At 71.4% G+C, this 23617-nt stretch carries 24 protein-coding genes; 15 read left to right on the top strand and 9 right to left on the bottom strand.

Annotated elements, in window-relative coordinates:
- Positions 1-7: 7 nt before the first annotated feature.
- A complete protein-coding gene (locus ABZW11_RS32695; protein ID WP_355425557.1) occupies positions 8-772 on the bottom strand; it encodes a CAP domain-containing protein in 765 nt (254 codons plus the stop codon).
- Positions 773-1078: 306 nt separating this feature from the next.
- Here ABZW11_RS32695 and rplM point away from each other — a divergent pair, with 306 nt between their 5' ends.
- From rplM to glmM, 3 genes are read left to right on the top strand one after another with little or no spacing between them, the layout of a single operon-like run.
- Positions 1079-1522 (top strand): 50S ribosomal protein L13, encoded by a 444-nt coding sequence (rplM, locus tag ABZW11_RS32690; RefSeq protein WP_345395704.1) that lies wholly within the window; start codon positions 1079-1081, stop codon positions 1520-1522.
- Positions 1523-1548: 26 nt separating this feature from the next.
- Positions 1549-2073, top strand: a complete 525-nt coding sequence (gene rpsI / locus ABZW11_RS32685; protein ID WP_355425554.1) for a 30S ribosomal protein S9 — start codon at positions 1549-1551, stop codon at positions 2071-2073.
- A 1-nt stretch (position 2074) separates the two neighbouring features.
- Entirely contained in the window at positions 2075-3421 is a 1347-nt protein-coding gene (gene glmM / locus ABZW11_RS32680; protein ID WP_355425551.1) for a phosphoglucosamine mutase, read from the top strand.
- 100 nt (positions 3422-3521) lie between these two features.
- Here glmM and ABZW11_RS32675 read toward each other — a convergent pair whose 3' ends face one another.
- The 6 genes from ABZW11_RS32675 to coaA all read right to left on the bottom strand — a co-directional run bounded on the left by ABZW11_RS32675 (position 3522) and on the right by coaA (position 8943).
- Positions 3522-4238 carry an ABC transporter permease subunit gene (locus ABZW11_RS32675; protein ID WP_355425549.1) on the bottom strand — a complete coding sequence of 239 codons (717 nt, stop codon included), beginning with the start codon at positions 4236-4238 and terminating at the stop codon, positions 3522-3524.
- A complete protein-coding gene (locus ABZW11_RS32670) occupies positions 4238-5152 on the bottom strand; it encodes an ABC transporter ATP-binding protein (protein ID WP_355425546.1) in 915 nt (304 codons plus the stop codon). Before ABZW11_RS32670 ends, ABZW11_RS32675 begins: the two co-directional genes overlap by 1 nt.
- Positions 5149-6009 (bottom strand): ABC transporter permease, encoded by an 861-nt coding sequence (locus ABZW11_RS32665; protein ID WP_355425543.1) that lies wholly within the window; start codon positions 6007-6009, stop codon positions 5149-5151. Before ABZW11_RS32665 ends, ABZW11_RS32670 begins: the two co-directional genes overlap by 4 nt.
- A complete protein-coding gene (locus ABZW11_RS32660) occupies positions 6002-6910 on the bottom strand; it encodes an ABC transporter ATP-binding protein (protein ID WP_355425540.1) in 909 nt (302 codons plus the stop codon). Before ABZW11_RS32660 ends, ABZW11_RS32665 begins: the two co-directional genes overlap by 8 nt.
- A 40-nt stretch (positions 6911-6950) precedes the next feature.
- Positions 6951-7877, bottom strand: coding sequence for a DUF389 domain-containing protein (locus ABZW11_RS32655; protein WP_355425537.1), 927 nt, complete (start codon positions 7875-7877; stop codon positions 6951-6953).
- Between the two features lie 163 nt (positions 7878-8040).
- Positions 8041-8943 carry a type I pantothenate kinase gene (gene coaA / locus ABZW11_RS32650; RefSeq protein ID WP_355425639.1) on the bottom strand — a complete coding sequence of 301 codons (903 nt, stop codon included), beginning with the start codon at positions 8941-8943 and terminating at the stop codon, positions 8041-8043.
- Between the two features lie 176 nt (positions 8944-9119).
- On the opposite strand from coaA, the gene ABZW11_RS32645 reads away from it, so the two are divergent.
- The 12 genes from ABZW11_RS32645 to tsaD all read left to right on the top strand — a co-directional run bounded on the left by ABZW11_RS32645 (position 9120) and on the right by tsaD (position 19645).
- Positions 9120-10526 (top strand): alkaline phosphatase PhoX, encoded by a 1407-nt coding sequence (locus ABZW11_RS32645; RefSeq protein ID WP_355425534.1) that lies wholly within the window; start codon positions 9120-9122, stop codon positions 10524-10526.
- An 18-nt stretch (positions 10527-10544) separates the two neighbouring features.
- Positions 10545-10895, top strand: coding sequence for a holo-ACP synthase (locus tag ABZW11_RS32640; protein WP_355425531.1), 351 nt, complete (start codon positions 10545-10547; stop codon positions 10893-10895).
- 9 nt (positions 10896-10904) lie between these two features.
- Positions 10905-12356: an NAD(P)H-hydrate dehydratase gene (locus ABZW11_RS32635; RefSeq protein WP_355425528.1), complete on the top strand. Its 1452-nt coding sequence runs from the start codon at positions 10905-10907 to the stop codon at positions 12354-12356.
- Between the two features lie 68 nt (positions 12357-12424).
- The gene (alr, locus tag ABZW11_RS32630) at positions 12425-13546 is read left to right on the top strand and encodes an alanine racemase (protein ID WP_355425636.1); all 1122 of its coding nucleotides are present in this window, start codon (positions 12425-12427) and stop codon (positions 13544-13546) included.
- A gap of 45 nt (positions 13547-13591) precedes the next feature.
- A complete protein-coding gene (locus ABZW11_RS32625; protein WP_355425526.1) occupies positions 13592-14668 on the top strand; it encodes an alpha/beta hydrolase in 1077 nt (358 codons plus the stop codon).
- Positions 14669-15163 (top strand): tRNA (adenosine(37)-N6)-threonylcarbamoyltransferase complex ATPase subunit type 1 TsaE, encoded by a 495-nt coding sequence (tsaE, locus tag ABZW11_RS32620; RefSeq protein WP_355425523.1) that lies wholly within the window; start codon positions 14669-14671, stop codon positions 15161-15163.
- 168 nt (positions 15164-15331) lie between these two features.
- Positions 15332-16018, top strand: a complete 687-nt coding sequence (locus ABZW11_RS32615; protein WP_355425520.1) for a hypothetical protein — start codon at positions 15332-15334, stop codon at positions 16016-16018.
- A 4-nt stretch (positions 16019-16022) separates the two neighbouring features.
- The gene (locus ABZW11_RS32610; protein ID WP_355425517.1) at positions 16023-16565 is read left to right on the top strand and encodes a class F sortase; all 543 of its coding nucleotides are present in this window, start codon (positions 16023-16025) and stop codon (positions 16563-16565) included.
- Between the two features lie 5 nt (positions 16566-16570).
- Positions 16571-17503, top strand: coding sequence for a phosphotransferase (locus ABZW11_RS32605; RefSeq protein ID WP_355425514.1), 933 nt, complete (start codon positions 16571-16573; stop codon positions 17501-17503).
- 27 nt (positions 17504-17530) lie between these two features.
- Positions 17531-18178, top strand: coding sequence for a tRNA (adenosine(37)-N6)-threonylcarbamoyltransferase complex dimerization subunit type 1 TsaB (tsaB, locus tag ABZW11_RS32600; protein ID WP_355425512.1), 648 nt, complete (start codon positions 17531-17533; stop codon positions 18176-18178).
- Positions 18179-18189: 11 nt separating this feature from the next.
- Complete coding sequence (rimI, locus tag ABZW11_RS32595) at positions 18190-18621, top strand: ribosomal protein S18-alanine N-acetyltransferase (protein WP_355425633.1); 432 nt, start codon at positions 18190-18192, stop codon at positions 18619-18621.
- Positions 18614-19645, top strand: a complete 1032-nt coding sequence (tsaD, locus tag ABZW11_RS32590) for a tRNA (adenosine(37)-N6)-threonylcarbamoyltransferase complex transferase subunit TsaD (RefSeq protein WP_355425510.1) — start codon at positions 18614-18616, stop codon at positions 19643-19645. The genes rimI and tsaD overlap by 8 nt, the downstream gene beginning before the upstream one ends.
- 442 nt (positions 19646-20087) lie before the next feature.
- Here tsaD and ABZW11_RS32585 read toward each other — a convergent pair whose 3' ends face one another.
- Together ABZW11_RS32585 and ABZW11_RS32580 are read right to left on the bottom strand one after the other, a co-directional pair.
- Complete coding sequence (locus tag ABZW11_RS32585; RefSeq protein WP_355425508.1) at positions 20088-21929, bottom strand: hypothetical protein; 1842 nt, start codon at positions 21927-21929, stop codon at positions 20088-20090.
- A 194-nt stretch (positions 21930-22123) separates the two neighbouring features.
- The gene (locus tag ABZW11_RS32580; protein ID WP_355425505.1) at positions 22124-23371 is read right to left on the bottom strand and encodes a methyltransferase domain-containing protein; all 1248 of its coding nucleotides are present in this window, start codon (positions 23369-23371) and stop codon (positions 22124-22126) included.
- Positions 23372-23617 lie beyond the last annotated feature (246 nt).

The following is a 23617-nucleotide window of genomic DNA, read 5'->3' as shown; positions in this document are numbered from 1 at the left end:
ATGTTCGTCATTGGGTTCCGAAGTCTTGGGTCCACCATGGGCCTCCGGGCCCGGCGGCGACGCCGACGCCGATGGCCTTCAGGCGGCAGTCGAGGATGTTCCTGCGGTGGTCAGGGCTGCCCATCCAGCCGCTCACCGCCTCCTGGGCGGTGCTGTATCCGGCGCCGATGTTCTCGGCGGCGCCCCAGCGGTATCCGGCGCGCTCCATGCGGTCCCAGGGGGAGGAGCCGTCGGGGGAGTTGTGGGCGAGCTCACCCGCGCGGGCCATCTCCAGCGAGTGCGTACGGGCCGACCTGGTCAGCCCCGCGTCGACCCTGAGCGGCCCGCATCCGCGCTTGGCCCTGGCGGAGTTCGTCAGCGTGACGACCTCGGACGCCATGCCCGCCAGTACCCGTACGTCCTCGCGCCCGTCCTCGAACGCCGCCGACGGGTTGTCGTGGGAGTTGAACCCGGGGATCTGCCCGTCGGGGGTGCGGCGCGGCGCGTGCGTGGCGGTGGGCTCGCCCACTTCCTTCTTGATGGTGATGCCTCTGGGGATGCTCTCGATCTGCGGCTGCGCCTTCTTCTGCACGGTCGGCGCCGGGTTGGCGGTGGCCGCGGCGGGCGGCGCGGTCTCGCTGAGGTAGATGTGGCGGGCCGGCTCTTCCTCGCTGCTCAGCCGGCCGATCAGCACGCCCGTGAACAGGACCGAGAGCAGACAGGTCAGCAGGCCCAGGCGGCTCCGGCGCCGGGAGCCGCGCTGGGTGAGCCGGGTGCGAGAGATCTGCCACATACCGCCGCTAACGATAGGGATGTCGGGTCCTGGGAAAGAAGGGGTCCCAGGGAAACGAAACTAAACCGTTCTGAGGTCAGGTAGAATCGCACAGGGTTACCGGTCTTTTGACCTGCACGCCTCAGGGCGGGTAGCTTAGGTTCGTTGTGTGCATAGGTCCTGCGAGACCGATGCGCGGCGCGTCCGGCGTCATCTCCCGTGATGTGGAGACGGAAGGTCCGGGCCGTCGTGTGCCCGCACCGACCGACCAATGTAGCTGTCGCATCCGACAGCGCCGAAGACGCGAGCATAAAGAAGGCTACGACCGTGCGCACGTACTCACCGAAGCCCGCCGACGTCCAGCGTCAGTGGTACGTCATCGACGCGACCGATGTCGTGCTGGGCCGGCTGGCCAGCCACGTCGCGACCCTGCTCCGCGGCAAGCACAAGCCGATCTTCGCCAACCACGTCGACACCGGTGACTTCGTCATCGTCATCAACGCGGACAAGATCGCGCTGAGCGGCAACAAGCTTGAGCAGAAGAAGGCGTACCGCCACTCGGGCTACCCGGGCGGTCTGCGTTCCGTCACGTACGGCGAGCTCATGGAGAAGCGGCCGGAGAAGGCCGTCGAGAAGGCCGTCAAGGGCATGCTGCCGAAGAACTCCCTCGGTCGGAAGATGGCCAAGAAGCTGAAGGTCTACGCGGGTTCCGAGCACCCGCACCAGGCCCAGCAGCCGGTGCCGTTCCAGATCACCCAGATCGCCCAGTAGTAGTTCGAAAGAGTTAGAGGAGAACCGTGGCTGAGCCCACCGGTGTCGAGACGGTCGTAGAGACGGCCGAGCTGGAGGACTTCTCCGGCGAGGACTTCCCGTCCGAGTACACCACCGAGTCCGCCGCCAGCGCTGACGCTCCCGTGCGCAAGCCCGTCACCACGGGCAACTCGTACGGCACCGGCCGCCGTAAGGAGGCGATCGCCCGCGTGCGCATCGTCCCCGGCACCGGTAAGTGGACGATCAACGGTCGTTCGCTGGATGTCTACTTCCCGAACAAGGTCCACCAGCAGATCGTCAACGAGCCCTTCGTGGTGCTCGGCGCCGAGGAGGCGTTCGACGTCATCGCGCGCATCGACGGCGGCGGCGTGACCGGCCAGGCCGGCGCGCTGCGCATGGGCCTGTCCCGCGCGCTGGCGATCCTCGACGTCGACGTCAACCGCCCGCCGCTGAAGAAGGCCGGCTTCCTCACCCGTGACGCCCGCGCCACGGAGCGGAAGAAGTACGGCCTCAAGAAGGCCCGTAAGGCTCCGCAGTACAGCAAGCGCTGAGTTGGCGCGCCTCTTCGGCACCGACGGGGTACGTGGGGTCGCGGGCCGCGACCTCACGGCCGAGCTCGCCATGGATCTGTCCGTGGCGGCGGCCCATGTCCTCGGCGATGCAGGCGCGTTCGCCGCTACCGGACGCCGTCCGGTTGCGGTCGTAGGCCGGGACCCGCGTGCCTCGGGAGAGTTCCTCGAGGCCGCAGTGGTCGCCGGCCTCGCGGCGTCTGGAGTGGACGTGCTGCGCCTCGGCGTGCTGCCCACTCCTGCCGTCGCCCACCTGACCGCGGCGCTCGGCGCCGACCTCGGCGTCATGCTGTCGGCCTCGCACAACCCGGCGCCCGACAACGGCATCAAGTTCCTGGCGCGCGGCGGCTTCAAGCTGTCCGACGCGGTCGAGGACGAGATCGAGCGGCGGCTCGGCGAGGAGTGGAGCTTCCCCGTCGGGTCCGGCGTGGGGCGCGTGCGTGACGCGTACGGCGAGGCGGACCGCTACATCTCCCACGTCCTGACCACGATGAACGCCGGCCTCGACGGCCTGCACGTCGTGGTCGACTGCGCTCATGGGGCGGCCCACATGGTGGCTCCCGAGGCGCTGGTGCGCGCGGGGGCGCGGGTCGAGGCCATCGGCGCGCGTCCCGACGGCCTCAACATCAACGACGGTCACGGCTCGACCCACCTCGACAAGCTCTGCCAGGTGGTCGTCTCGCGCGGGGCCGACCTCGGCGTGGCCTACGACGGCGACGCCGACCGCTGTCTGGCGGTCGACCACACCGGCGCGATCGTCGACGGTGACCACATCATGGCCGTGCTGGCCGCCGCGCTGCACGGCGACGGCCTGCTGGCCAAGGACACCGTGGTCGCGACCGTCATGTCCAACCTGGGCTTCAAGCTCGCGATGCGCGAGGCGGGCATCACCGTGGTCGAGACCGCGGTGGGCGACCGTTACGTGCTGGAGCGGATGAAGGCCGACGGCTACAACCTGGGCGGTGAGCAGTCGGGCCACGTCATCATGCTCGACCACGCCACCACCGGCGACGGCCTGCTCACCTCGCTCCAGCTGCTGGGCGTGGTGGCCAAGTCGGGGGTGCCGCTCAAGGAGCTGGCCTCGATCATGACGTCGCTGCCGCAGATCCTGATCAACGTCAAGGACGTCGACAAGGGCAAGGCCGCGGCTCCCGAGCTGCTCGCCGCCGTCGCCACGGCGGAGGCGGAGCTGGGCGAGACCGGGCGCGTGCTGATCAGGCCGAGCGGCACCGAGCCGATGATCCGGGTGATGGTCGAGGCGGCCAGCGAGGAGCACGCCACGATGGTGGCGAACCGCCTGGCCGACGTGGTCCGCAAGGTCTGCGTCTGAGACACGGCGTCTGAGACCCGGCGTCTGAGACCGCCTCTGAGACACGGCATCGAAAGAAGGCCCGCGGGGATCTCTCCGCGGGCCTTCTTCGTGCGTACGGTCACTCGTCGCCGGTGAGTGAGAAGGCGCGCAGGCGCTGGCCGGCCCAGAGGACGGCGGCGACGGTGACGATGAGCAGGGCGGGGATGGCGAAGCCGAGCGTGACGTCCGTCTTGAGGAAGGGCGAGTCGCTGAGCTGGTCGGCGATCGACTGGCCCCAGTGCTGGATGGAGAACCTGCGGGCCCCGGGCACGAGGCTGCCGACCAGGCTTTCCCAGACCAGGGCGTAGACGATGCCGATCGTCACCGCGTGCCGGGTGACGATGCCGAGCAGCAGGAACAGCGCGGCGTAGGCGATGCCTGCGGCCAGGGTGCCGAGGGCGAAGCCGGCGGCGACGCCGTCCTCACCGCGTACGAGCAGCCAGCCCGACACGTACGTCGGCACCGCCGCGAACACCGCCAGCAGCGACGCGGCCACCAGGAACTTGGTCATGACGATGGTCGGGCGCGAGATCGGCTTCGACATCAGGTGGATGATGGTGCCGTCGTCGATCTCGGGGGCGATGACGCCGGTGCCGGCGATGAGGCCGAGCAGCGGCAGCATGGTGCCGATGGCGAAGTTCTGCAGCAGCAGGACGGCCGAGCGCTGGTCGGCGGCGCCGAAGACCTTGAACAGCACGGCCAGGCCGATCAGGGCCAGCGGGAGCAGCAGGAGCAGGATGATCCGCCGGCGCCCCAGCAGGGCCCGGTAGGTGATGCCCGCGACGACTGTGTTCATCAGGAGCTCCTGTTGATGAGGTAGGAGAAGACGCTCTCCAGGTCCTCGTCCGCGGGGGAGACCTGGTGCAGGCTGACGCCCTCGGCGCGGGCGACCTGGGGCAGGAGGCGGGCGAAGCGGCGGAACTCGGTGGCCTGGACCTCCAGGCCGTCGGGGCGCAACGTGATGCCGCCGGTGGAGTCGTCGCGTACGAGGGCGGCGGCCAGCTTCCTGTCGTCGCTCGACCGGATCCTGAACAGGTGGGGCCGGTCGGTCATCAGCCGCCTGATCTCGCGGAAGTTGCCCGACGCGGCGTGCCGGCCGGCCACCAGCACCTCGATGTGCTGGGCGACCCGCTCGACCTCCTCCAGGATGTGGGAGCTGAACAGGATGGTCTTGCCCGCCGTGCCCATGGCGCGGATCAGGTCCATGAGGTGCAGCCGCTGGCGCGGGTCCATGCCGTTGAACGGCTCGTCGAGCAGCAGCACGGGCGGGTCGTGGACGAGCGCAGCGGCGACCTTGACGCGCTGGCGCATGCCCTTGGAGTACGTCTCGACCCGCCGGTCCTTGGGCTCCTCCATCTCGACGGTGGCCAGGGCCTTGTGTGCGGCCTCGTCGGGGTCGGGCAGGCCGTGCAGGCGGGCGGCGGACAGCACGAACTGCCAGCCGGTCAGGAAGCCGTAGACGCCCTCGCGCTCGGGGACCAGGCCGATGCTGCGGTAGATGTGGTGGTTCTTCCAGACGCGGGTGCCGTCCACGGTGACCGTGCCGCCCGACGGGGCGAGGAAGCCGGCCATCATGTGCAGGAGCGTCGACTTGCCCGCCCCGTTGGGGCCGAGCAGGCCGGTGACGCCTGGCCCGATCGTCATGGTGACGTCGTTGACCGCGACGACGTTGCCGTACCAGCGGGAGACCTGCGAGAGCTCGATCTTCATCGCGCGGCCGCCTTCCTGTAGCGCAGGGCCAGCGCGGCGAGGCCGGCGGCGAGCAGCACGAGCAGCACCGCGATCGACGCGGCGCCGCTCGGGTAGACGCCGTCCTCGATCGCGTGGGACGGCGTGCCGAACACCGCGTGCTGGACGGAGTCGACCAGCCAGAACGGGTTGACCAGCCAGGCGTAGGTGGCCGCGGCCTCGTTGCCGGTGGAGTAGAGGGTGCCGTAGATGATGGGGACCGCGGCCGACGACAGCAGGTAGACCGTGATCACCGAGGCCACGCCGAGGCCGCGCCGCGGCGTGAACGAGGCCAGCGCGAGCCCGAAGACCGACAGCAGCAGCGCCAGCACCAGCGACATCAGCATGGCGCTCAGGTATTCGCCGGTGGCGGGCGGGCCCGGCATGTCGATGAGCAGCTCGCCCGCGTAGATCACCGTGATCGGGGCCGCGACGAGCGCGAACACGGCGATGGTCATCGCGGCGACCTTCGCGCCGACGTACTCGGCGACCGAGACGGGTCGCGACAGGTAGAGCGGCAGGACGCGGTAGCGCAGGTCGGGCGCGACCACCGTGGGCGCCTGGGCGGCCAGGAAGATCGCCACGACGGCCTGCATGACGACCGCGAAGCCGCTGTAGGCGATGCCGCGCTGCTGCGCCAGGGCCATCATGGCGATGTTCACGACGGCCGGGAAGAACATGATGGCGGCCAGCGAGTACGGGACGATCTTGCTGCGCGCCGGCCGGCCGAGGCCGAAGACGCCGCGCAGGCTGTGGACCGTCAGCGCCCTGGTCGAGTAGCCGCGGCCGAGCCTGGGGCCGTCGTAGTGGCGATAGCCGATGTCGTAGATCTCAGACATGTGCCACCTCATCCCTGAAGACGTCCTCGATGCGGTGGCGTCCCTGCTCCAGGCGGATCAGGCACAGGCCCAGCTCGGCGGTGGCGTCGCGGATGACGTCGTACGTCTGCTCGCCCGCCACCTTGACGACCAATTGCCGCCCCTGGAGCGAGACCGTCTGCCCGTCGCCGGACAGCTTGGCGGCCAGGTCGTCGAGCCCCTCGTCCACCTCGACCGTCAGGGTCTGGGTGGCCTGGGTGAACTCGCCGATGGCCGAGGAGCGCAGCAGCCGGCCCGCGTCGATGACGATGACGTGGTCGCAGATGCGCTCGAGCTCGCCGAGCAGGTGGGAGGTGACCAGCACGCTGATGCCGAACTCGGTGCCGATGCGCCGGATCAGCGTCAGCATCTCGTCGCGCCCGCGCGGGTCGAGCCCGTTGGTCGGCTCGTCGAGGAAGATCAGCTTGGGGTCGTGGACGAGCGCCTGTGCCAGCTTCACCCGCTGTTTCATGCCGGTGGAGTAGGTGCCGACGGCACGGTAGCGCTCTTCCGCGAGCCCCACGTGGCGCAGCACGTCGGCGGCGCGTTCGCGGGCCGCGGTGCGCGGCAGCCCGGACATGCGGGCGAGGTGGACGACTAATTCGGTCGCGGATACGTCGGGGGGCAGGCATTCGTGCTCGGGCATGTAGCCGACGAGCCGGCGGATCTCGGCGCCCTGCGTGGTGACGTCGAGATCGAGCACGCGCGCGGTGCCCTCGGACGGCGGCAGCAGGCCGAGCAAGATTTTGATCATCGTCGACTTGCCGGCGCCGTTCGCCCCGACCAGACCGGTGACCCCCGGCCCCACGGCGACCGAGAGCCGGTCGACCGCGGTGACGGTGGGGAAGCGCTTGGTCAGCCCCTCGGTGGCGAGGATGTGCATGAGCCGGACCCTACCCGTCCGCCCGACGCCGCCGCCTCGGTCATAGGGATGAACGCCGTCCTACTTGAGGCCAGAATCTGTGCTGGACCAGGAGGGTGAGCGTGCCCGCCACGCTCATCCCCAAGAGGTTCAGCGCGAGCTGGGAGATGGAGCCGCCGACCTCCCGCAGCTCCTGGACGGCCAGCGCGACCGCCACGTAACCGGCGGCGGGGACCGTGGTGACCGAGATGAACACGCCGATCAGGGCCGTCGACTTGCCCGCCGTGATCGACAGCACCCCTGCCGCGCCGGCCAGCAGGGCCACGACGAACGACCAGCGGTCGGGCTTGACGATGAACTGCACCTCCTCGTGCCCGCCGATGTCGCCGGGGCCGAACCAGCCCAGCCAGTACGCCGCGAGCGCGCACACGTACGTGATCGCGATCGCCGCCACGAACCCGACGACCAGCGTCCGCAGCGCGGTCACGATCAGCCGGCCGTCGCCGCGCAGCAGCCCGAAGCAGATGGCGGCGATCGCGCCGAACTCTGGGCCGAGCACCATGGCGCCGACGATGAGGATGAGGGAGTTCTGCAGCACGCCGATGCCGACCAGCAGCGTGGCGATGGTGAGGAAGACCAGGTAGGACCAGGTGACCCGGGAGTCGGCCGAGACCCGCTGGGCCAGCTCGGCCCAGACCACGGCGTCGTCGGGCTCGCCAGGTGCCTCCTCGACGGCGGCGTCGGCGGCCTCCGACATCGAGAGGTCGACCTGCTCGGCCGCGATGGAGCCCTCGGTTCGCAGCCAGGCGAGCCGGCCGAGCACCTCGTTGGCCGACTCTCTGGCCGCGTCGCAGAGCACCAGGTCGCCGCGCGGCTCGCGGGCGGCGCCCGGCAGGACGGCGATGTTGGTGACGCCTGGGCAGCTCTCCAACACCGCCGTCGCCTCTTCGGTGCGAGCGGCGGGAACGATCAGTCGCAGGTGCAGCACTCGGACATTCTCGTCGATCGGATGTTGACGGGGTGTTGACGCCGGTACGCGAACGTTCCTCGCATGATCTGGTGTCATGATCACGACGGGGAGTGCTGGTTCGCCGGCGTCGACGATCTGGGGTGTGCGGGCAGGTTCGGGCGTTACGTGTACGAGGAGGCGTTCAGGTCTGGCGAAGACGCACCCGTCGTACGGAGTGGTCTGCGCCCTTCTTGAGCACGAGGTCGGCGCGACCCCTGGTGGGGGCGATGTTCTCGACGAGGTTGCGCTCGTTGATGTCGCGCCAGACGTTCTCCGCGAACGCCGTGGCCTCCTCGTAGGAGAGCTCGGCGATGTGGCGGAAGTAGGACTTGGGGTCTTCGAAGGCGGTGCGGCGCAGCTTGTGGAAGCGTTCGACGTACCAGGTGCGGATGTCCTCGACCTTGGCGTCCACGTAGATGGAGAAGTCGAAGTAGTCGTTGACGGCGAGGGACGTGGGCGGGGCCGGTTGGAGGACGTTGAGCCCCTCGATGATCAGGATGTCGGGATTTCTCACGGTCTGGGCGGCGCCAGGGACGATGTCGTACTCCAGGTGGCTGTAGACCGGCGCCTTCACCTCCGCCGCGCCCGCCTTGACCTCCGCCACGAACCTGACCAGCGCCCGCCGGTCATAGCTCTCGGGGAAGCCCTTGCGATGCATGATCTTCTTGGCCTCCAGCACCGCGTTGGGGTAGAGGAAGCTGTCGGTGGTGATCAGCTCCACGTGCGGGTGCTCGGGCCAGCGCGCGAGGAGGGTGTGCAGCAGCCGGGCCGTGGTCGACTTGCCGACCGCGACGCTGCCCGCGATGCCCAGGATGTACGGGACGCGCTGCTCCGCGTGCCCCAGGAACGCGCTCAGCACGCTGCTGCGCTGCTTCGACCCGGTGAAGTGGAGGTTGAGCAGCCGGGTCAGGGGGAGGTAGATGTCGGTGACTTCGGTCAGGTCGATGGGGTCGTCGACCCCGCGCAGCTCTTCCAGCTCGTCTGCGGTGAGAGTCAAGGGCGTGTTCTTGCGGAGCTCACTCCACTGCTCCCTGCTCAGTTCCACGTAGCCGTTGTTCACCTAGGCAGCGTAGCGATGCCCGACAAAACGGATCATGGGAGGGGGAGCGCCCCGGGTGTCCACAGCCTGTGGATGAAGGCGTGGGATTACCGAGACTCAGTTCGGGGAAAGTGAAGGAGTTCGGCTGCCACGAGCGGGTACTGTGCCTGACGGAGGTTGCCATGGACCGTCGCCGCTTCATCTCCACCGTGGCCGCCGGCATCGCCGGGCCCTTCGCGGGCGTCGCGTGCGTGAGCCGGCAAGGCCGGGCCAAGCCGGTGCCCGCGTACGGGCCGCTGCGTCCCGTACGCGACCTGCGTGACGGCGAGGTGCGCCTGCACCTGCCCGACGGCTTCCGCTACCGCTCGTTCAGCGTGGCCGGCGGCACGTTCGGCGACGGCTCGACCGTCCCCGGCCGCCACGACGGCATGGCCGCCTTCGCAGGGCCCAAGGGCAGCACGATCCTCATCCGCAACCACGAGGTCAACGGCCCGGTCGGCGCGTTCGGCGACAAGAAGCGGGCCTACGACCCGATGGCCGGCGGCGGCACCTCCACGCTGCGCGTCACCCGCCACGGCGAGGTGATCGAGAGCGCGCCCTCGCTCACCGGCACCATGATGAACTGCTCGGGCGGGCCCATGGCCTGGCGCGCCTGGGTGACCTGCGAGGAGACCGTCAACGGCCCTGACGTGGGCGACGACTTCTCCGGCGGCGACAACGCCAAGCTCACCCGCAAGCACGGCTACATCTTCGAGGTGCCGGTCGGCCGCGCCGCGAGCGCCAGGCCGATCCGCGCGGCCGGCCGCTTCGCCCACGAGTCCGTCGCCTTCGACCCCTCCTCCGGCGCCCTCTACCTGACCGAGGACAACTTCGGCTTCCCCTCCGGCTTCTACCGCTACCTGCCGCCCAAGCATCCGGTGCTGGCCGGGCGGCTGCTCGACGGCGGCCGGCTGCAGATGCTCGCCGTCAAGGGCGCCAGGCGCAAGGACCTGTCGGTGGGGCAGAAGCGCGGCGCCACGTACGAGACCACGTGGGTCGACATCGACGACCCCGACCCCGACTTCCGCGGCAGGCCGTCCAACGACGAGGCCGTCCAGGCCGTGGGGAAGCAGGGCAGGGAGGCGGGCGCGGCGATCTTCTCCCGGCTGGAGGGCGCCGTGCAGCACCAGGGCACGGTCTACTTCGTCTCCACCCAGGGCGGGGCCACCGCGCCGGGCGACGAGGCGCCCGACGGCTTCGGCGACGGGCGCGGCCAGGTGTGGGGTTACGAGACGTGGAGCGGCAGGCTCAAGCTCGTCTACGAGTCGCCCCGCGCCTCGGTGCTCGACCTGCCCGACAACGTCACCGTCAGCCGCCGGGGCACGCTCGTGCTCTGCGAGGACGGCGACGGCGCCAACTACCTGCGCGGGCTCAGCAAGGCGGGGGAGATCTTCGACTTCTGCCGCCTGGAGCCCATCGAGGGCGACCCGGGCGCCGAGTTCGCCGGCTCCACGTTCGGGCCGGGCGGCCACACCCTCTACGTCAACGTCCAGGCAAGGCAGGGCATGTCCCTGGCCATCTGGGGGCCGTGGGAGCGCGGCCCGTTCTGAAGCCCATACGCTGGGGCGATGATCCTGGGTATCGGCGTCGACGTCGTTGACATCGCCCGCTTCGAGGCCGCGCTGCAGCGCACTCCGCAGCTCAAGGACCGGCTGTTCACCGAGGTCGAGCAGCCGCTGCCGGTCCACTCGCTGGCCGCCAGGTTCGCCGCCAAGGAGGCCGTCGCCAAGGCGCTCGGCGCGCCCAAGGGGCTCGGCCATCTGGAGGCCGAGGTGCGCTGCGACGAGCTGGGCAAACCCGAGCTGCGGGTCTACGGCAAGGTGGCCGAGGTCGCGTACGGGCTGGGCGTCAAGCGCTGGCACCTTTCACTCAGCCACGACGCGGGGGTGGCCGTGGCCTATGTGATCGCGGAGGGATAGCGTCAGATCATGAAGACCGCCTACACAGCCGACCAGATCAGGCAGGCCGAGCAGGCGCTCATGGCCCGGCTGCCCGACGGCACGCTGATGCAGCGGGCCGCGGCCGGGCTGGCCGCCGTCTGCGCCGACCTTCTGGGCCGCGTCTACGGCAGCCGCGTGGTGCTGCTCACCGGCAGCGGCGACAACGGCGGCGACGCGCTCTACGCGGGGCAGCGGCTGGCCAGGCGCGGCGCCAGGGTGGGCGTCGTGGCGGCCGGGTCGAAGACGCACGAGGCGGGGCTGCGGGCGCTGCTCGACGCCGGTGGGCGGGTCGTCGATCGGTCCGCCGTCGATGAGGCCGATCTGATCATCGACGGGCTGGTCGGCATCGGGGTGTCGGGGGCGCTGCGCGAGCCGTACGCGGAGCTGGCCCAGCGGGCCGCCGCCGCGCGCGGGCAGGTCGTGGCGGTCGACGTGCCGAGCGGGGTCGACGCCTCCACCGGGCGGGTCGAGGGCGCCGCGGTGCGGGCGCGGGTGACCGTGACCATGGGGGCGTACAAGACGGGGCTGCTGGTCGATCCCGGCGCCGCGCACACCGGGCGGGTCGAGCTGGTGGACATCGGGCTCGGGCCCTACCTGCCCGACCCCGACGTGGCCGCGCTCACCGACGCCGACCTCGACGTGCTGCTGCCGCGGCCGGGCAACGAGTCGGACAAATACCGCAGAGGCGTGCTGGGCGTCGCGGCGGGCGGCGACCTGTTCACCGGCGCGGCCGTGCTCGCCGTCGGCGGCGCGCTGCGGGGCGGCGCCGGCATGGTCAGGTACGCCGGCCGCCCCGCCCCCGTCGCCCAGGTGCGCTCCCACTGGCCTGAGTCCGTGGTGACGGAGCTCGACGAGCCCTCCATCGCCCGCGTGGGGCGGGTGCAGGCGTGGGTGCTCGGCCCGGGGCTCGGCACCGACGACTGGGCGCACGAGCTGGCCGCCGAGGTGCTCGCCTCCGACGTGCCCGTGCTGGTCGACGCCGACGCGCTGACGCTGGTCGCCAGGGACCGCTCGCTGCTGTGGCGCAACGCGCCCGTCCTCATCACGCCGCACGCCGGTGAGCTGGCCAGGCTGCTGCGCACCGAGCGCGACGCGATCGAGGCCGCCCGCCTCGAATACGCCCGCAGGGCGGCGGCGGAGCTGGGCGTCACGGTGCTGCTCAAGGGCTCGACCACGGTGGTGGCCGAGGACGCCCGCCCGGTGCGGGTCAACCCCACCGGCACGTCGTGGCTGGCCACCGGCGGCACCGGCGACGTGCTGGCCGGCCTCGCGGGCGCGCTGATCGCCCAGGGCCTGAGCTGCTACGACGCCGCGTCCTGCGGCGCCTACCTGCACGGTGTGGCCGGGCGGCTGGCCGCCGAGGGCGCGCCGCTGGCCGCCGGCGACGTGGCGACCGCGCTGCCCCGGGCCATCCGCGCCGTGACCAGCGCCATTTCGTGACGTCCAGGCCGGGCGAAGCGTGCCCGGCCACGAGCCCGAGCTGCCAGACTGGAAGGATGGACCACCCGATGACCACCCCCGCCGAGGCACGGGTCGACCTGGGCGCCATTCGCCACAACGTGGCCCTGCTGAAAGAGCGGGCCGGTGGCGCGGAGCTGATGGGCGCGGTCAAGGCCGACGCCTACGGCCACGGCCTGCTGCCCACGTCCGAGGCCGTGCTGGGGGCGGGCGCGAGCCGGCTCGGCACCGCGTTCATCCAGGAGGCGCTCGACCTGCGCGCCGGCGGGGTGAGCGCGCCGATCCTGGCCTGGCTGATCACGCCCGGCGAGCCGATCGCCGAGGCGCTGGCCGCCGACGTCGAGCTGTCGGCCTCGCATCCCGGCCTGCTCGACGAGATCGCCGCCGCCGCCCGCGCCACGGGCCGCGCCGCGAAGCTCCATCTCGAGGCCGACACCGGCATGAGCAGGGGCGGGGCGCCGCAGGCCGCCTGGCCCGCCCTGCTGGCCAAGGCGCTTGAGCTCAAGGCCGAGGGCGCCATCGAGATCGTCGGCATCTGGTCCCACTTCGCCTGCGCCGACATCCCCGGGCATCCGTCGGTCGCGCGGCAGCTGGAGACGTACGAGACGGCTCTGAAGCTGGCCGAGCAGGCCGGCGCGGCGGGCTCTGAGGTGATCAGGCACATCTCCAACTCCGCCGCCGTCGTCACGCTGCCCGAAGCCCGCTTCGACATGGTCAGGACCGGCATCGCGATGTACGGCCTGAGCCCCATCCCCGAGCTGGGCGACTTCGGCCTGCGGCCCGCCATGACGCTGGTGGCCAGGGTCGGCCTGGTCAAGCGGGTCGTCGAGGGTTCGGGCGTGTCCTACGGCCACCTTTACACCACTGCGTGCGAGACCACGCTCGCCCTGGTCCCGCTCGGCTACGCCGACGGCGTGCTGCGCCACGCCACCGGGCGGGCCGAGGCGCTGGCGGGCGGGCGCCGCCGGCTCGTCGCCGGCCGGGTGTGCATGGACCAGTTCATGATCGACATGGGTGACGATCCGATTTCCGCGGGCGACGAGGTCGTGCTGTTCGGCCCCGGCGACGGGGGCGAGCCGACCGCACAGGAGTGGGCCGATACCCTCGGCACGATCACACATGAGATCGTGACGAGGATCGGAGCGCGGGTGCCCAGGATCTACCACCAGTGACGAAGGGCACATCGCGGCGGCCATGAGTGGAGAAGGATCGGGCACATGACGACGACGACAAGACGGCGCCGGGTAGGGATCGCCGGCGCGCTCGTCGGCGCGGCCTCAGCAGGCGTCGCGGCGGCGGCGCTGGCCAAGCGGTACGCGGTCGGCCGCATCAGGCTGCGCCCCGACACCGAGGCCAGCGAGCCGTTCGGCGAGCTGCGCGGCACCGAGCACACGCTCATCACCTCCGACGGCAAGGCGCTGCACGTCGAGATCGACGGCCCCGAGCGGAAGAACCCGTCGGCCGACGACGAGCCGCCGCTGACCGTCGTCTTCTGCCACGGCTACTGCCTCAGCATGGAGTCGTGGCACTACCAGCGCAAAGACCTGCGTGACAACTACCGCGTGGTGCTGTGGGACCAGCGCTCCCACGGCCGCTCCCAGCGCGCGGGCGCCGAGGACAGCACGATCGACCGGCTCGGCGACGACCTCGCCGAGGTCATCGCCGCTCACGTGCCCGGCCCCTGCGTGCTGGTCGGCCACTCCATGGGCGGCATGACGATCATGGCGCTGGCCGACCGTCACCCCCACCTGTTCGGCGACAAGATCCGCGCGGTGGCCCTCATCGCGACCTCGGCGGGCAAGCTGGCCGAGCTGACGCTGGGCCTGCCCGCGATGCTGTCGAAAGTCGTCCACAAGGTCGCCCCCACCACGGTGTCGATGCTGGGCAAGCGCGGCTCGCTCATCGACAGGACCCGCAACGCGGGCAGCGACATCGCCTTCCTCCTCACCCGTTACGTCGGCTTCGGCGACTCGAAGAACGTCAGCCCGACCGTCGTCGACTTCGCCGAGTCGATGATCAGGGCCACCCCGACCGAGGTGGTCGCCGACTTCTACCCGGCGCTGATGAACCACGACAAGCTCTCCGCGCTGCACGTGCTCGACCCGGTGCCCACCGCGATCCTGGTGGGCGACCGCGACTGGCTGACCCCGCCCGACCACAGCAAGGCCATCGCCGCCGCCCTGCCCAAGGCGCAGCTGACCGAGGTGCCCGACACCTCGCACCTGATCCAGCTCGAGCGGCCGGGCGTCGTCAACGACGCGCTGCGCGACCTGCTGAAGAGAGTGGAGCTGTAAATGCGCGTCGCGACCACCGAGGAGATGCGGGCCTTCGGCGCCCGCCTGGCCGCCCGGCTGCGCGCCGGCGACCTGGTCGTGCTGTCGGGCCCGCTCGGCGCCGGCAAGACCACGCTCGTGCAGGGCCTCGCCGAGGGGCTCAAAGTACGCGGTCCCATCACCTCGCCGACGTTCGTGATCGCCAGGGTGCATCCGTCGCTGCGGCAGGGGCCGCCGCTGGTGCACGTCGACGCGTACCGGCTGGGTGGTGACCTGGAGGTCGACGACCTCGACCTCGACGCCTCGCTGGAGGAGTCCGTCACCGTCGTCGAGTGGGGCGAGGGGCTGGTCGAAGGGCTGGCCGACGACCGGCTGGAGATTCACATCGACCGCGAGGCCGGCGACGAGGCCCGCGTCGTCACGCTGCGCGGCGTGGGCGCCCGGTGGGCCGGGCTCGGGCCCGACTTCGGGCCCGACTTCGGGGCCGACACGCCGTCTGAACCGCCACAAGACTAGAACGCAGGTCAATATCCGGTAAGGCTGGCACCCTTGACGTACCGGGCCGGCTATCTGAAACATGATCGTTGGTCAGTGATTCGCCCAGATTTTCTGGGTATCAGGAGGGGCGACATCCATCGTTCTGGTGGATGCTGGGTAGCAAGACGGCAAAGTGGGGTGCGGCCGGTGCTCAGGGTCAGACGAGTCGCGTACGCGGGAGCCATCGCCATGGTCGGCCTGACCGGCTGCTCGGCCTCGGCCGACACCGATCCGACACCCACACCCACACCCACCGCCAGCGGCAGCCCCACAGGCACCACCACCACCGCCACCACCACCGCCAGCCCCCGCGTGACCACCACAAGACAGAACATCAATGTCCAGGTCAACCCCGACCGGGTCACCGCGGGCGAGACGTCTCAGGTGTGGGTGCTGGCCAACTGCCCGGTGCCGACCGGCGGTCCCGCCCACACCGGCACGGCCACGTCCAAGGCGTTCGTCAACGGCGTCACGCTCAGCCCCGTGCCGGCGTCCACGACGTCCCCCACCGCGACTCCGGCCTCTCCCTCGCCATGGGTGCGCGGCGAGGCGCAGGTCTCGGGAACGATCCGGCGCGGCAACTACCGGGTCGACGTCAAGTGCGACGGCACCAACGACATGGGCCGCGCCACGCTGCGCGTCGTCGCGGCCGAGCCCGACCCCACCGAGACCACCACCCTGCCCACCAGGGCGCCTCGGGCGGGCGGCGGCGGCACGTACGCGCAGGACGCCTCCGAGGAGTCGTCGATCCCGCTCGGCCCCGCGGGCGTGCTCATCGCCCTGGCGCTGGCCGGCGGCATCGGTTACGCGATCAAGCGGCGCACCAGGGCATAAGGTCATGGCCCGTCCAGGACGGGTGGTGCTCGCAGGGGCCGTGACCGGCCTGCTGCTGGTCGCGTTCGGCAAGGGCATGGAGACCGGCACCACCACCCCCGCGCAAGCCTCCGTCGTGCCCAAGACGATCGACATCCCGTCGATCGACGTCGAGGCGCCGCTGATGAAGCTCAAGCTGCTGGAGAACGGCGAGGTCGAGCTGCCGCCGTACGAGAAGCCGAAGATGGCCGGCTGGTACACCGGCAGCTCCGTGCCCGGCGAGAAGGGCGCCTCGGTGATCATCGGGCACGTCGACACCAAGACGGCGCCCGCCGTGTTCTACAAGCTCAGGGAGTTACGCAAGGGCGAGACCGTGAAGGTCGAGCGCAGTGACGGCAAGGTCGTGTCCTACCAGGTAGACGCGATCGAACAGGTGCACAAGGACAGCTTCCCGGCGAAAAAGGTGTACCTGGAAGACGGCCTCAAACTGGTAACGTGCGGTGGCAAGTTCGACTACGCCAAGGGCGAATACGTCGACAACATCATCGTTTACGCATCCCAGGTCTGAGGCTGATGACCGACACCGAGACCAACCCGCCCGCCACCGGTGCCCGCGTACCCTGGTCCGACGTGCCCTCGGCAGTGCGCGCCGCGATCGAGGACTTCCTGGGTGACGCCGTGGCCGAGGCCGTCACGCAGCCGGGCGGCTTCTCCCCGGCCGCCGCCGTCCGCCTGCGTACGCGCGGTGGCAGGCGCGCCTTCGTCAAGGCCGTCGGCCCCGAGCCCAACGCCGACGCCGTCCGCATCTACCGCTCCGAGCTGGTGAACGCCGCCGCGCTGCCCGCGTCCGTCCCCGCCCCCCGGCTGCTCACCGGGTTCGAGCTCGACGGCTGGGTCGTGCTCGTCTTCGAGGACGTCGAAGGGCGCCACCCCGCCATGCCCTGGCGGCGCGACGAGCTGGACAGGGTGCTCGCCGCCGTCGAGGAGATGTCCGCCGCGCTCACCCCGTCGCCCATCGACGCGCCCCCGATCGGGGAGGTGTTCGGTGAGCAGTTCCACGGCTGGCGCAACCTCATGAACGAGAACACCACCGGACTCGACCCCTGGGTGGTGCGGCACCTCGGCGAGCTGGCCGAGCTGGAGTCGGGATGGGCCGCCGCGGCCGCCGGCGACACCCTCGCCCACGCCGACCTGCGGGCCGACAACATCCTGCTCACCGACGACCGCGTCTACGTCGTCGACTGGCCGTGGGCCGCCACCGCCGCGTCCTGGTTCGACAGGGTCGCGATGCTGCCGTCGATCGGCATGCAGGGCGGGCCCGCGCCGCACGAGCTGGCCGAGCTGCCCGGCGACGACGTCACCCGGGTCGTGGCCGCCCTGACCGGCTATTTCGTCCGCATGTCCAGGCAGCCGGACCCGCCTGGGCTGCCCACGCTCAGGGCGTTCCAGCGGGCGCAGGGCGTGGTGGCACTCGAATGGCTGAAGCGGCGTACCGGCTGGGTGTGACCCCGTCTGCGGGTAGGCTAAACAGTCGTGCTGGTCCTGGCTTTTGACACCGCGACGCCCGCCGTCACCGCGGCTCTCCACGACGGCGAGCGGGTGCTCGCCGAACACACCACCATCGACGCCCGCCGCCACGGTGAGCTGCTCGCGCCCGCCATCGAGCTGGTGCTCGGCGAGGCGCGGGTGACCCTGGGCGAGGTCACGGCCGTCGTGGCGGGCAGCGGGCCCGGCCCCTACACCGGTCTGCGGGTGGGGCTGATGACCGCGCAGGGCCTCGCGACCATCCTGGGCGTGCCGGCGTACGGCGTCTGCTCGCTCGACGCCGTCGCCTACGCGAGCGGGCGCACCGAGCCCTTCATCGCCGCCACCGACGCGCGGCGCAAAGAGGTGTTCTGGGCCCGCTACTCCGATCTGCGCACCCGCGTCGACGGTCCCTTCGTCGACCGGCCCGCCGACGTCCCCGTCGAGGGGCTGCCGGTGGTCGGTGCGGGCGCCCAGCTCTACCCCGGCCTGCTCGGCGACGGTGCGGGAGCGCCCCCCTACCCCTACGCGGGCGCGCTCGCCGCCCTCGCCGCCGAGCGGCTGGACAAGGGGGTCGCGCTCGACCCGCCGCGTCCGATCTACCTGCGCAGGCCCGACGCGGTCGTGCCGGGCGCCCCCAAGAAGGTGACGGCGTGAGACTCAGGCCGATGACCGAGGCCGACCTGCCTACGGTCATGGAGATCGAGCGGGTCACCTTCCCGCTCGACGCGTGGAGCGAGGGCATGATGCGCGGCGAGCTGGCCGAGATGCCGCGCACCCGCCACTACGTCGTCGCGCTGGTCGACGACGAGATCGTCGCCTACGCCGGGCTCGCCGCCGCGGCCGACCAGGCCGACGTGCAGACCATCGCGGTGCTGGAGAAGCACCAGCGCAACGGCATCGGCGGCGCCATGCTGACCGAGCTGCTCGCCGAGGCGCGCCGCAGGGGCGCGCGAGAGATCTTCCTTGAGGTACGCGCCGACAATCCGCGCGCCCAGAGCGTCTACCGGCGCTTCGGGTTCGAGGAGATCGGCACCCGCCGCCGCTACTACGACGACGGCACCGACGCGATCATGATGAGGAAACGGCTGGATGACTGACGCACCCCTGGTTCTGGGCATCGAGACCTCCTGCGACGAGACCGGCATCGGCATCGTCAGGGGCCACACGCTGCTCGCCAACACCGTCGCCTCCAGCATGGACGAGCACGCCAGGTTCGGCGGGGTCGTGCCCGAGGTCGCCTCGCGCGCCCACCTGGAGGCCATGACGCCGACCGTGGAGGCCGCGCTGGCCCAGGCCGGGCTCACGTTCTCCGACATCGACGCCGTCGCCGTCACCGCCGGGCCCGGGCTGGCCGGTGCGCTGCTCGTGGGGGTCGCCGCCGCCAAGTCCTACGCGCTCGGCCTCGGCGTGCCCCTCTACGGCGTCAACCACCTCGCCGCCCACGTCGCCGTCGACCAGTTGGAGCACGGGCCGCTGCCCAAGCCCTGCATCGCGCTGCTCGTCTCCGGCGGGCACTCCTCGCTGCTGCTCGTCCCCGACGTCGCCCAGGACGTCATCTCGCTCGGCTCCACCGTCGACGACGCCGCCGGTGAGGCGTTCGACAAGGTGGCGCGGGTGCTGGGGCTGCCGTTCCCCGGCGGGCCCCACATCGACAAGGCGGCCCGTGACGGCTCCGGGGCGGCCATCGCGTTCCCGCGCGGCAAGATCGACGACGGCACGCTCGACTTCTCCTTCTCCGGGCTCAAGACGGCCGTGGCGCGGTGGGTCGAGGCCAGGGAGGCGTCGGGGCAGTCCGTGCACGTGCCCGACGTGGCCGCGTCCTTCCAGGAGGCGGTGGTCGACGTGCTCACCCGCAAGGCGCTGCAGGCCTGCCGCAAGTACGACGTCCACGACCTGCTCATCGGCGGCGGCGTCGCCGCCAACTCCCGCCTGCGGGCCCTGGCCCAGGAGCGCTGCGACGCGGCCGGCGTCCGCCTGCGCGTGCCCCGCCCTGGGCTGTGCACCGACAACGGCGCCATGGTCGCCGCCCTGGGCTCGGATCTGGTGGCTGCCGGCATCACCCCGTCCTCCCTCCAGATCCCCGCCGACTCCTCCCTCCCGATCACCACCGTCCACGTCTGAGGGGGCCGGGGGCTTCTCGGACGCGCTCCCGACCCGTCGCAGCTCTCGGCCCCGTCGTCGTGTGCGGGCGCCGGGTGGGGGATAGGGCGTTGTCCCGCCTAAGGGGCCCAGAGGCCCCTCGGACGCGCCTCTGAGGCCCGCTGACCTCACCCCCGCCGCCTTGGGTGGGCGTCGGGTGGGAACGGGGTGTGGCCCGTCTGGGAGTCGCTGAGCCCCTGGAGGCTCCCGCCGCGCCGGGCACTCGTCTGCGTCGCCCGCTTTCACCGCGCACTCGTCTGCGTCGCCCGCTTTCACCGCGCCCTGTCCGCGTCGTGCGTGCGGGCCCGTTCGTGCCGTTCATGCCCCGGCCCGCGCTGTTGTGCGCGGGCTCTGAGGTGGGGTGGGGGTGCCTTGGTGATGGGCCGCCCGCCCCCGATCGTGGGGGCGGGCGGGAGCGGTCTCGTCAGTCCTTGGGGCGGGTGGGGCGGAGGAGGGCTTCGGCCAGGGCGAGCATGGTTTCCTCCAGCGCGCTCAGGCGCTTTGTCAGTTCGTCCGTTGCCGGCTGGACGACCTCTGAGACCACGCCTGAGACGGCGCCGGTCATCTCCTCGCTGTCGGGGCGGGAGCGGACCAGTTCGCTGAGGGCTTCTGTGGCGGCGGCGAGGCGTTCTGACTGTTCGCCTGCGTGGGTCTGGAGGAGTTCGCCTACCTGTTGGGTCATTCGGTCGGTCAGGTCGGGGAGGTCGCCTACGCGGCGGTTGACCGCTTCGATGCGGTCGTCGACCGACTCCAGGTGTTCTGTGGCCTGTTCTGCGCGGGTGGCGAGGCCGTTCAGGTGGGTGTTGAGGCCGTTGAAGCGGCTGTCGAGGCCGCCGAAGTGGTCGTCGAGCGAGTCGAAGCGGCTGCTGATGTGCTCCTCGGCCTCGACCAGGCGTTCGTCGATGGCGTCGACCTGGCTGTCGAGGCGGTTGAAGCGGCCCTCGTTGCGGGTCGCGATCTCGGCGGCGCGCTGGTCGGTGGCCTGCAGGCGTTCGTCGAGCGAGGCGAAGCGGGTGTCCAGGCGGACGTCGAGGGCGTCGAAGCGGTCGTCGTGCCGCCCGAGGTGGCCGTCGAGCGTGCCGAGGCGCTTGTCGACGGCGCCGAGCTGGCCGTCCATGGACGACAGCCGCTTGTCGACGCCGCCGATGCGCCCGTCGAGGCCGTCGAGCCTGGTGTCGATGTCGGCCAGGCACTCGTCGGCGGACTCCAGCCGGCTGTCGAACCCGGTGAGCCGGGAGTCGAGGCCGGTGAGCCGGCCTTCGGCGCGTTCGAGGCGGGCGTCCACGGCGCTGAGCCGGGACGTGAGGCGCTGCTCGCTCTCACCGAGCTGCACGGCCAGGTGCTGGTCGGTCTCGTCGAGGCGGACGGTCAGGCGCTGCTCGACGCCGGCCAGGCGGGCGCCGGCCTGCTCGTCGGCCTCCTTGAGCCGGGCCACGAGCCGCTCGTCGGCCTCCAGCAGGGCCGTGGCGAGCCGCTGGTCGGTCTCGTCGAGCCGGGTGCTGAGCCGCTGGTCGGTCTCGCCCAGACAGGCCGTGAGCCGCTGGTCGGTCTCGTCCAGCCGGGTGGTGAGGCGCTGGTCGGTCTCGTCCAGCCGGGTCGTCAGGCGCTGGTCGGTGTCGTCGAGGCGGGTGGTGAGGCTCTCGGAAAGGTCGGAGACCGCGACCTCGACCCGGTCGGTGCGGGACGTCAGCTCCGCCATCGACCGGTCGAGCCGGGTGAAGCGCCCGGCCGCGGCCTCCATGCTGGCGTTGAGCCCCGCCAGGGTGGCGGCGAAGTCGGCCATGCCCTTGGTGATGCCGTCGGTGGTGTCGAGCACCGACTGCAGCCGGCTGAGCGCCTCGTCGACGCTCTCGCCCACGGTGCCGAGGTCGGCCCACACGCTCGGCAGATCGGTGATCGGGGAGACCCTGGCGTCCACCCCGCTCACCCTGTCGCCCACGGCGTCCACGTGGTCGCGTACGGCCTCGACGTGCTGCGCGAGCCCCTCCGCCCACATCGGCGGCTTGGCGGAGATCTCGTCGAGCCGCCCGCTCACCGCCTCGATGGACCCGCTCAGCCCGCCCAGCTCGCGCTCGCGGACCTCCCGCAGCAGCCATTCCATGCCCTCCAGGCGCTGGCGGATCTCGTCGAGCACCGCGCCCTGGGTGCGCTGCTCGTAGACGTGGTCCTGGGCGGCACGGGCGAGCAGGTCCCGCATCCTCTTGGGGACGACGTCGGCGTTGTACGCGCCCGATTGGAGAAGGGTGGTGTGGTTGGAATGGTCCACCGAAAGCTCCTTCGCTCGCCGACGGACTGCCGCGCAGTGGTCGGGTAGGTCCGGTTCAATATCTGAAGAGCGAGAACGCGGTTAACCGCAATAGGGGGAGAACTCCCGCCCGCCCACCTTAGCCTTTCGATCAAGGTCCGTCAGGGCTGAAGTGAAAGATCGAGGAAAGCGATTCGATGGCCGAATTTGGCAATTCAGGCAGGTGAGGAGGGTTTGCAGAGGATTACCGAGGGTTTGTCGAGAATTCTGGTCAGGGCGATGACCATGGTGTTCTCCCCGCTGAGCCGCAAATCGGCACGGAGGCGCTCGATGTCGACGGCTGACCCGCGCTTCTTGATGGTGACATTGCCGATTTTTCGGGCGCGGAGTGCGGCGCGGAGTTTCTTCAGAGAAAAGGGGATGATGTCTTCTATTTCGTATCTGGCGGCCCATGGGGTGTCCGCCGGGGCGTCGGACGTGACGTACGCGATCATCGGGTCCATCAGCCGCCCGCCGACCAGCTCGGCCACCTCGCCGACGAGGTGCGCGCGGATGGCGGCGCCGTCGGGCTCGTAGAGGTAGCGCCCAGGCGGGCCCACCTCGGCCGTGACGCCGGTGGCGGTCAGCGTGTGCCCGCCGGGCAGCAGGGCCGCGCGCCTGCCCGCGGTCACGCCGGCGCCCGTCCACAGCGTGGCCTCCTTGACCTCCCCCTTGTACGACACCCACTCGGCCAGCGCGCCCTCGGGGATGAACTCGTACGGGATGCCCGGCGCCACCTTGAGGCAGGAGAGCCGGGCGCGTGAGATCAGGTCGAGCACCACCGGCCAGGGCGGCGAGTACGCCATCGGGTCGAACGTCCTGCCCCTGCCCGTGCGCCGCGCCGGGTCGGCGAACAGCGCGTCGTACTCCTCGGGCCGCACCTCCGCCGCGTCGCCCACGTGGACCGTCACCCGCTCGCCCAGCCCGAACGCCTCCGCGTTCGCCCGCGCCACGGCCACCGTCAGCGGGTCGGTGTCGAACGCCGTCACCGTGCATCCGGCGCGGGCCAGCGCGAGCAGGTCGCCCCCGATGCCGCAGCAGGCGTCCACGACGCGGGCGCCGGAGGGCGGCTGGGTGGGCGGCAGGGCGGGTGCCTGGGCGGGCGGCAGGGTGGGCGGCAGGGTGGGCAGCAGGGCGGCGCGGTGGGCGGCGACCTCGGCGCGGGTGGCCTGTTCGAGCCCGTGCGGCGTGAAGAACATCCGGTCGGCGTCCGCGCCGAACTTGGCTCTGGCCCGATGCCGCAGCCCCGCCTGGGTGAGCGCGGCGGAGGTAAGCGCCGCGTCGTACGTCTTGCGCAGGGTCGTGGCGGCGGCCACGGGATCGGCGCCCGCCAGCTCGCCCGCCTCGGCCAGCGCCCGCAGGCCGCGCGGGGTCAGCAGCTCGGTGAAGGCGTCGAGGTCCACGTCACCCGACGTTAGCGCCACGCCCGCCGTCCTCAGGACGGGGAGACGCGCCTCAGGGGGAGCCCCAAGGACGGGGAGACGCGCCTGAAGGGAGGCGAGGCGCGGGCAGATGAGATGCGGGCGGGTGAGATGCGGGCGGGGGATTAGTGCGGGGGGACCTGGGCGGGGGACCTGCGCGGGGGGACCTGCGCGGGGAGACCTGCGCCCGTGGGGACCTGCGCGGGGTGGTGCGGGTAGGAGGCGTGCAGGTGGGTAGGGCCGGGACGG

The organism is Nonomuraea sp. NPDC004580 (assembly GCF_040609855.1).
Classification (GTDB): domain Bacteria; phylum Actinomycetota; class Actinomycetes; order Streptosporangiales; family Streptosporangiaceae; genus Nonomuraea; species Nonomuraea salmonea.
The sequence above is the reverse complement of the archived record's forward strand: the minus strand, read 5'-3'. Positions and strand labels throughout refer to the sequence as shown.

Bases quoted from the DNA above. Each gene is read 5' to 3' on its own strand.
- tsaD (WP_355425510.1), top strand. From the start codon at position 18,614: ATGACTGACGCACCCCTGGTTCTGGGCATCGAGACCTCCTGCGACGAG.
- ABZW11_RS32660 (WP_355425540.1), bottom strand. From the start codon at position 6,910: ATGCACATCCTCGCCACCGAGGGGCTGACCAAGCGCTTCCCCACCGTC.
- ABZW11_RS32695 (WP_355425557.1), bottom strand. From the start codon at position 772: ATGTGGCAGATCTCTCGCACCCGGCTCACCCAGCGCGGCTCCCGGCGC.
- ABZW11_RS32675 (WP_355425549.1), bottom strand. From the start codon at position 4,238: ATGAACACAGTCGTCGCGGGCATCACCTACCGGGCCCTGCTGGGGCGC.
- ABZW11_RS32665 (WP_355425543.1), bottom strand. From the start codon at position 6,009: ATGTCTGAGATCTACGACATCGGCTATCGCCACTACGACGGCCCCAGG.
- ABZW11_RS32670 (WP_355425546.1), bottom strand. From the start codon at position 5,152: ATGAAGATCGAGCTCTCGCAGGTCTCCCGCTGGTACGGCAACGTCGTC.
- alr (WP_355425636.1), top strand. From the start codon at position 12,425: ATGACCACCCCCGCCGAGGCACGGGTCGACCTGGGCGCCATTCGCCAC.
- ABZW11_RS32605 (WP_355425514.1), top strand. From the start codon at position 16,571: ATGACCGACACCGAGACCAACCCGCCCGCCACCGGTGCCCGCGTACCC.
- ABZW11_RS32645 (WP_355425534.1), top strand. From the start codon at position 9,120: ATGGACCGTCGCCGCTTCATCTCCACCGTGGCCGCCGGCATCGCCGGG.
- ABZW11_RS32640 (WP_355425531.1), top strand. From the start codon at position 10,545: ATGATCCTGGGTATCGGCGTCGACGTCGTTGACATCGCCCGCTTCGAG.
- rimI (WP_355425633.1), top strand. From the start codon at position 18,190: ATGACCGAGGCCGACCTGCCTACGGTCATGGAGATCGAGCGGGTCACC.
- ABZW11_RS32610 (WP_355425517.1), top strand. From the start codon at position 16,023: ATGGCCCGTCCAGGACGGGTGGTGCTCGCAGGGGCCGTGACCGGCCTG.
- tsaE (WP_355425523.1), top strand. From the start codon at position 14,669: ATGCGCGTCGCGACCACCGAGGAGATGCGGGCCTTCGGCGCCCGCCTG.
- ABZW11_RS32635 (WP_355425528.1), top strand. From the start codon at position 10,905: ATGAAGACCGCCTACACAGCCGACCAGATCAGGCAGGCCGAGCAGGCG.
- ABZW11_RS32625 (WP_355425526.1), top strand. From the start codon at position 13,592: ATGACGACGACGACAAGACGGCGCCGGGTAGGGATCGCCGGCGCGCTC.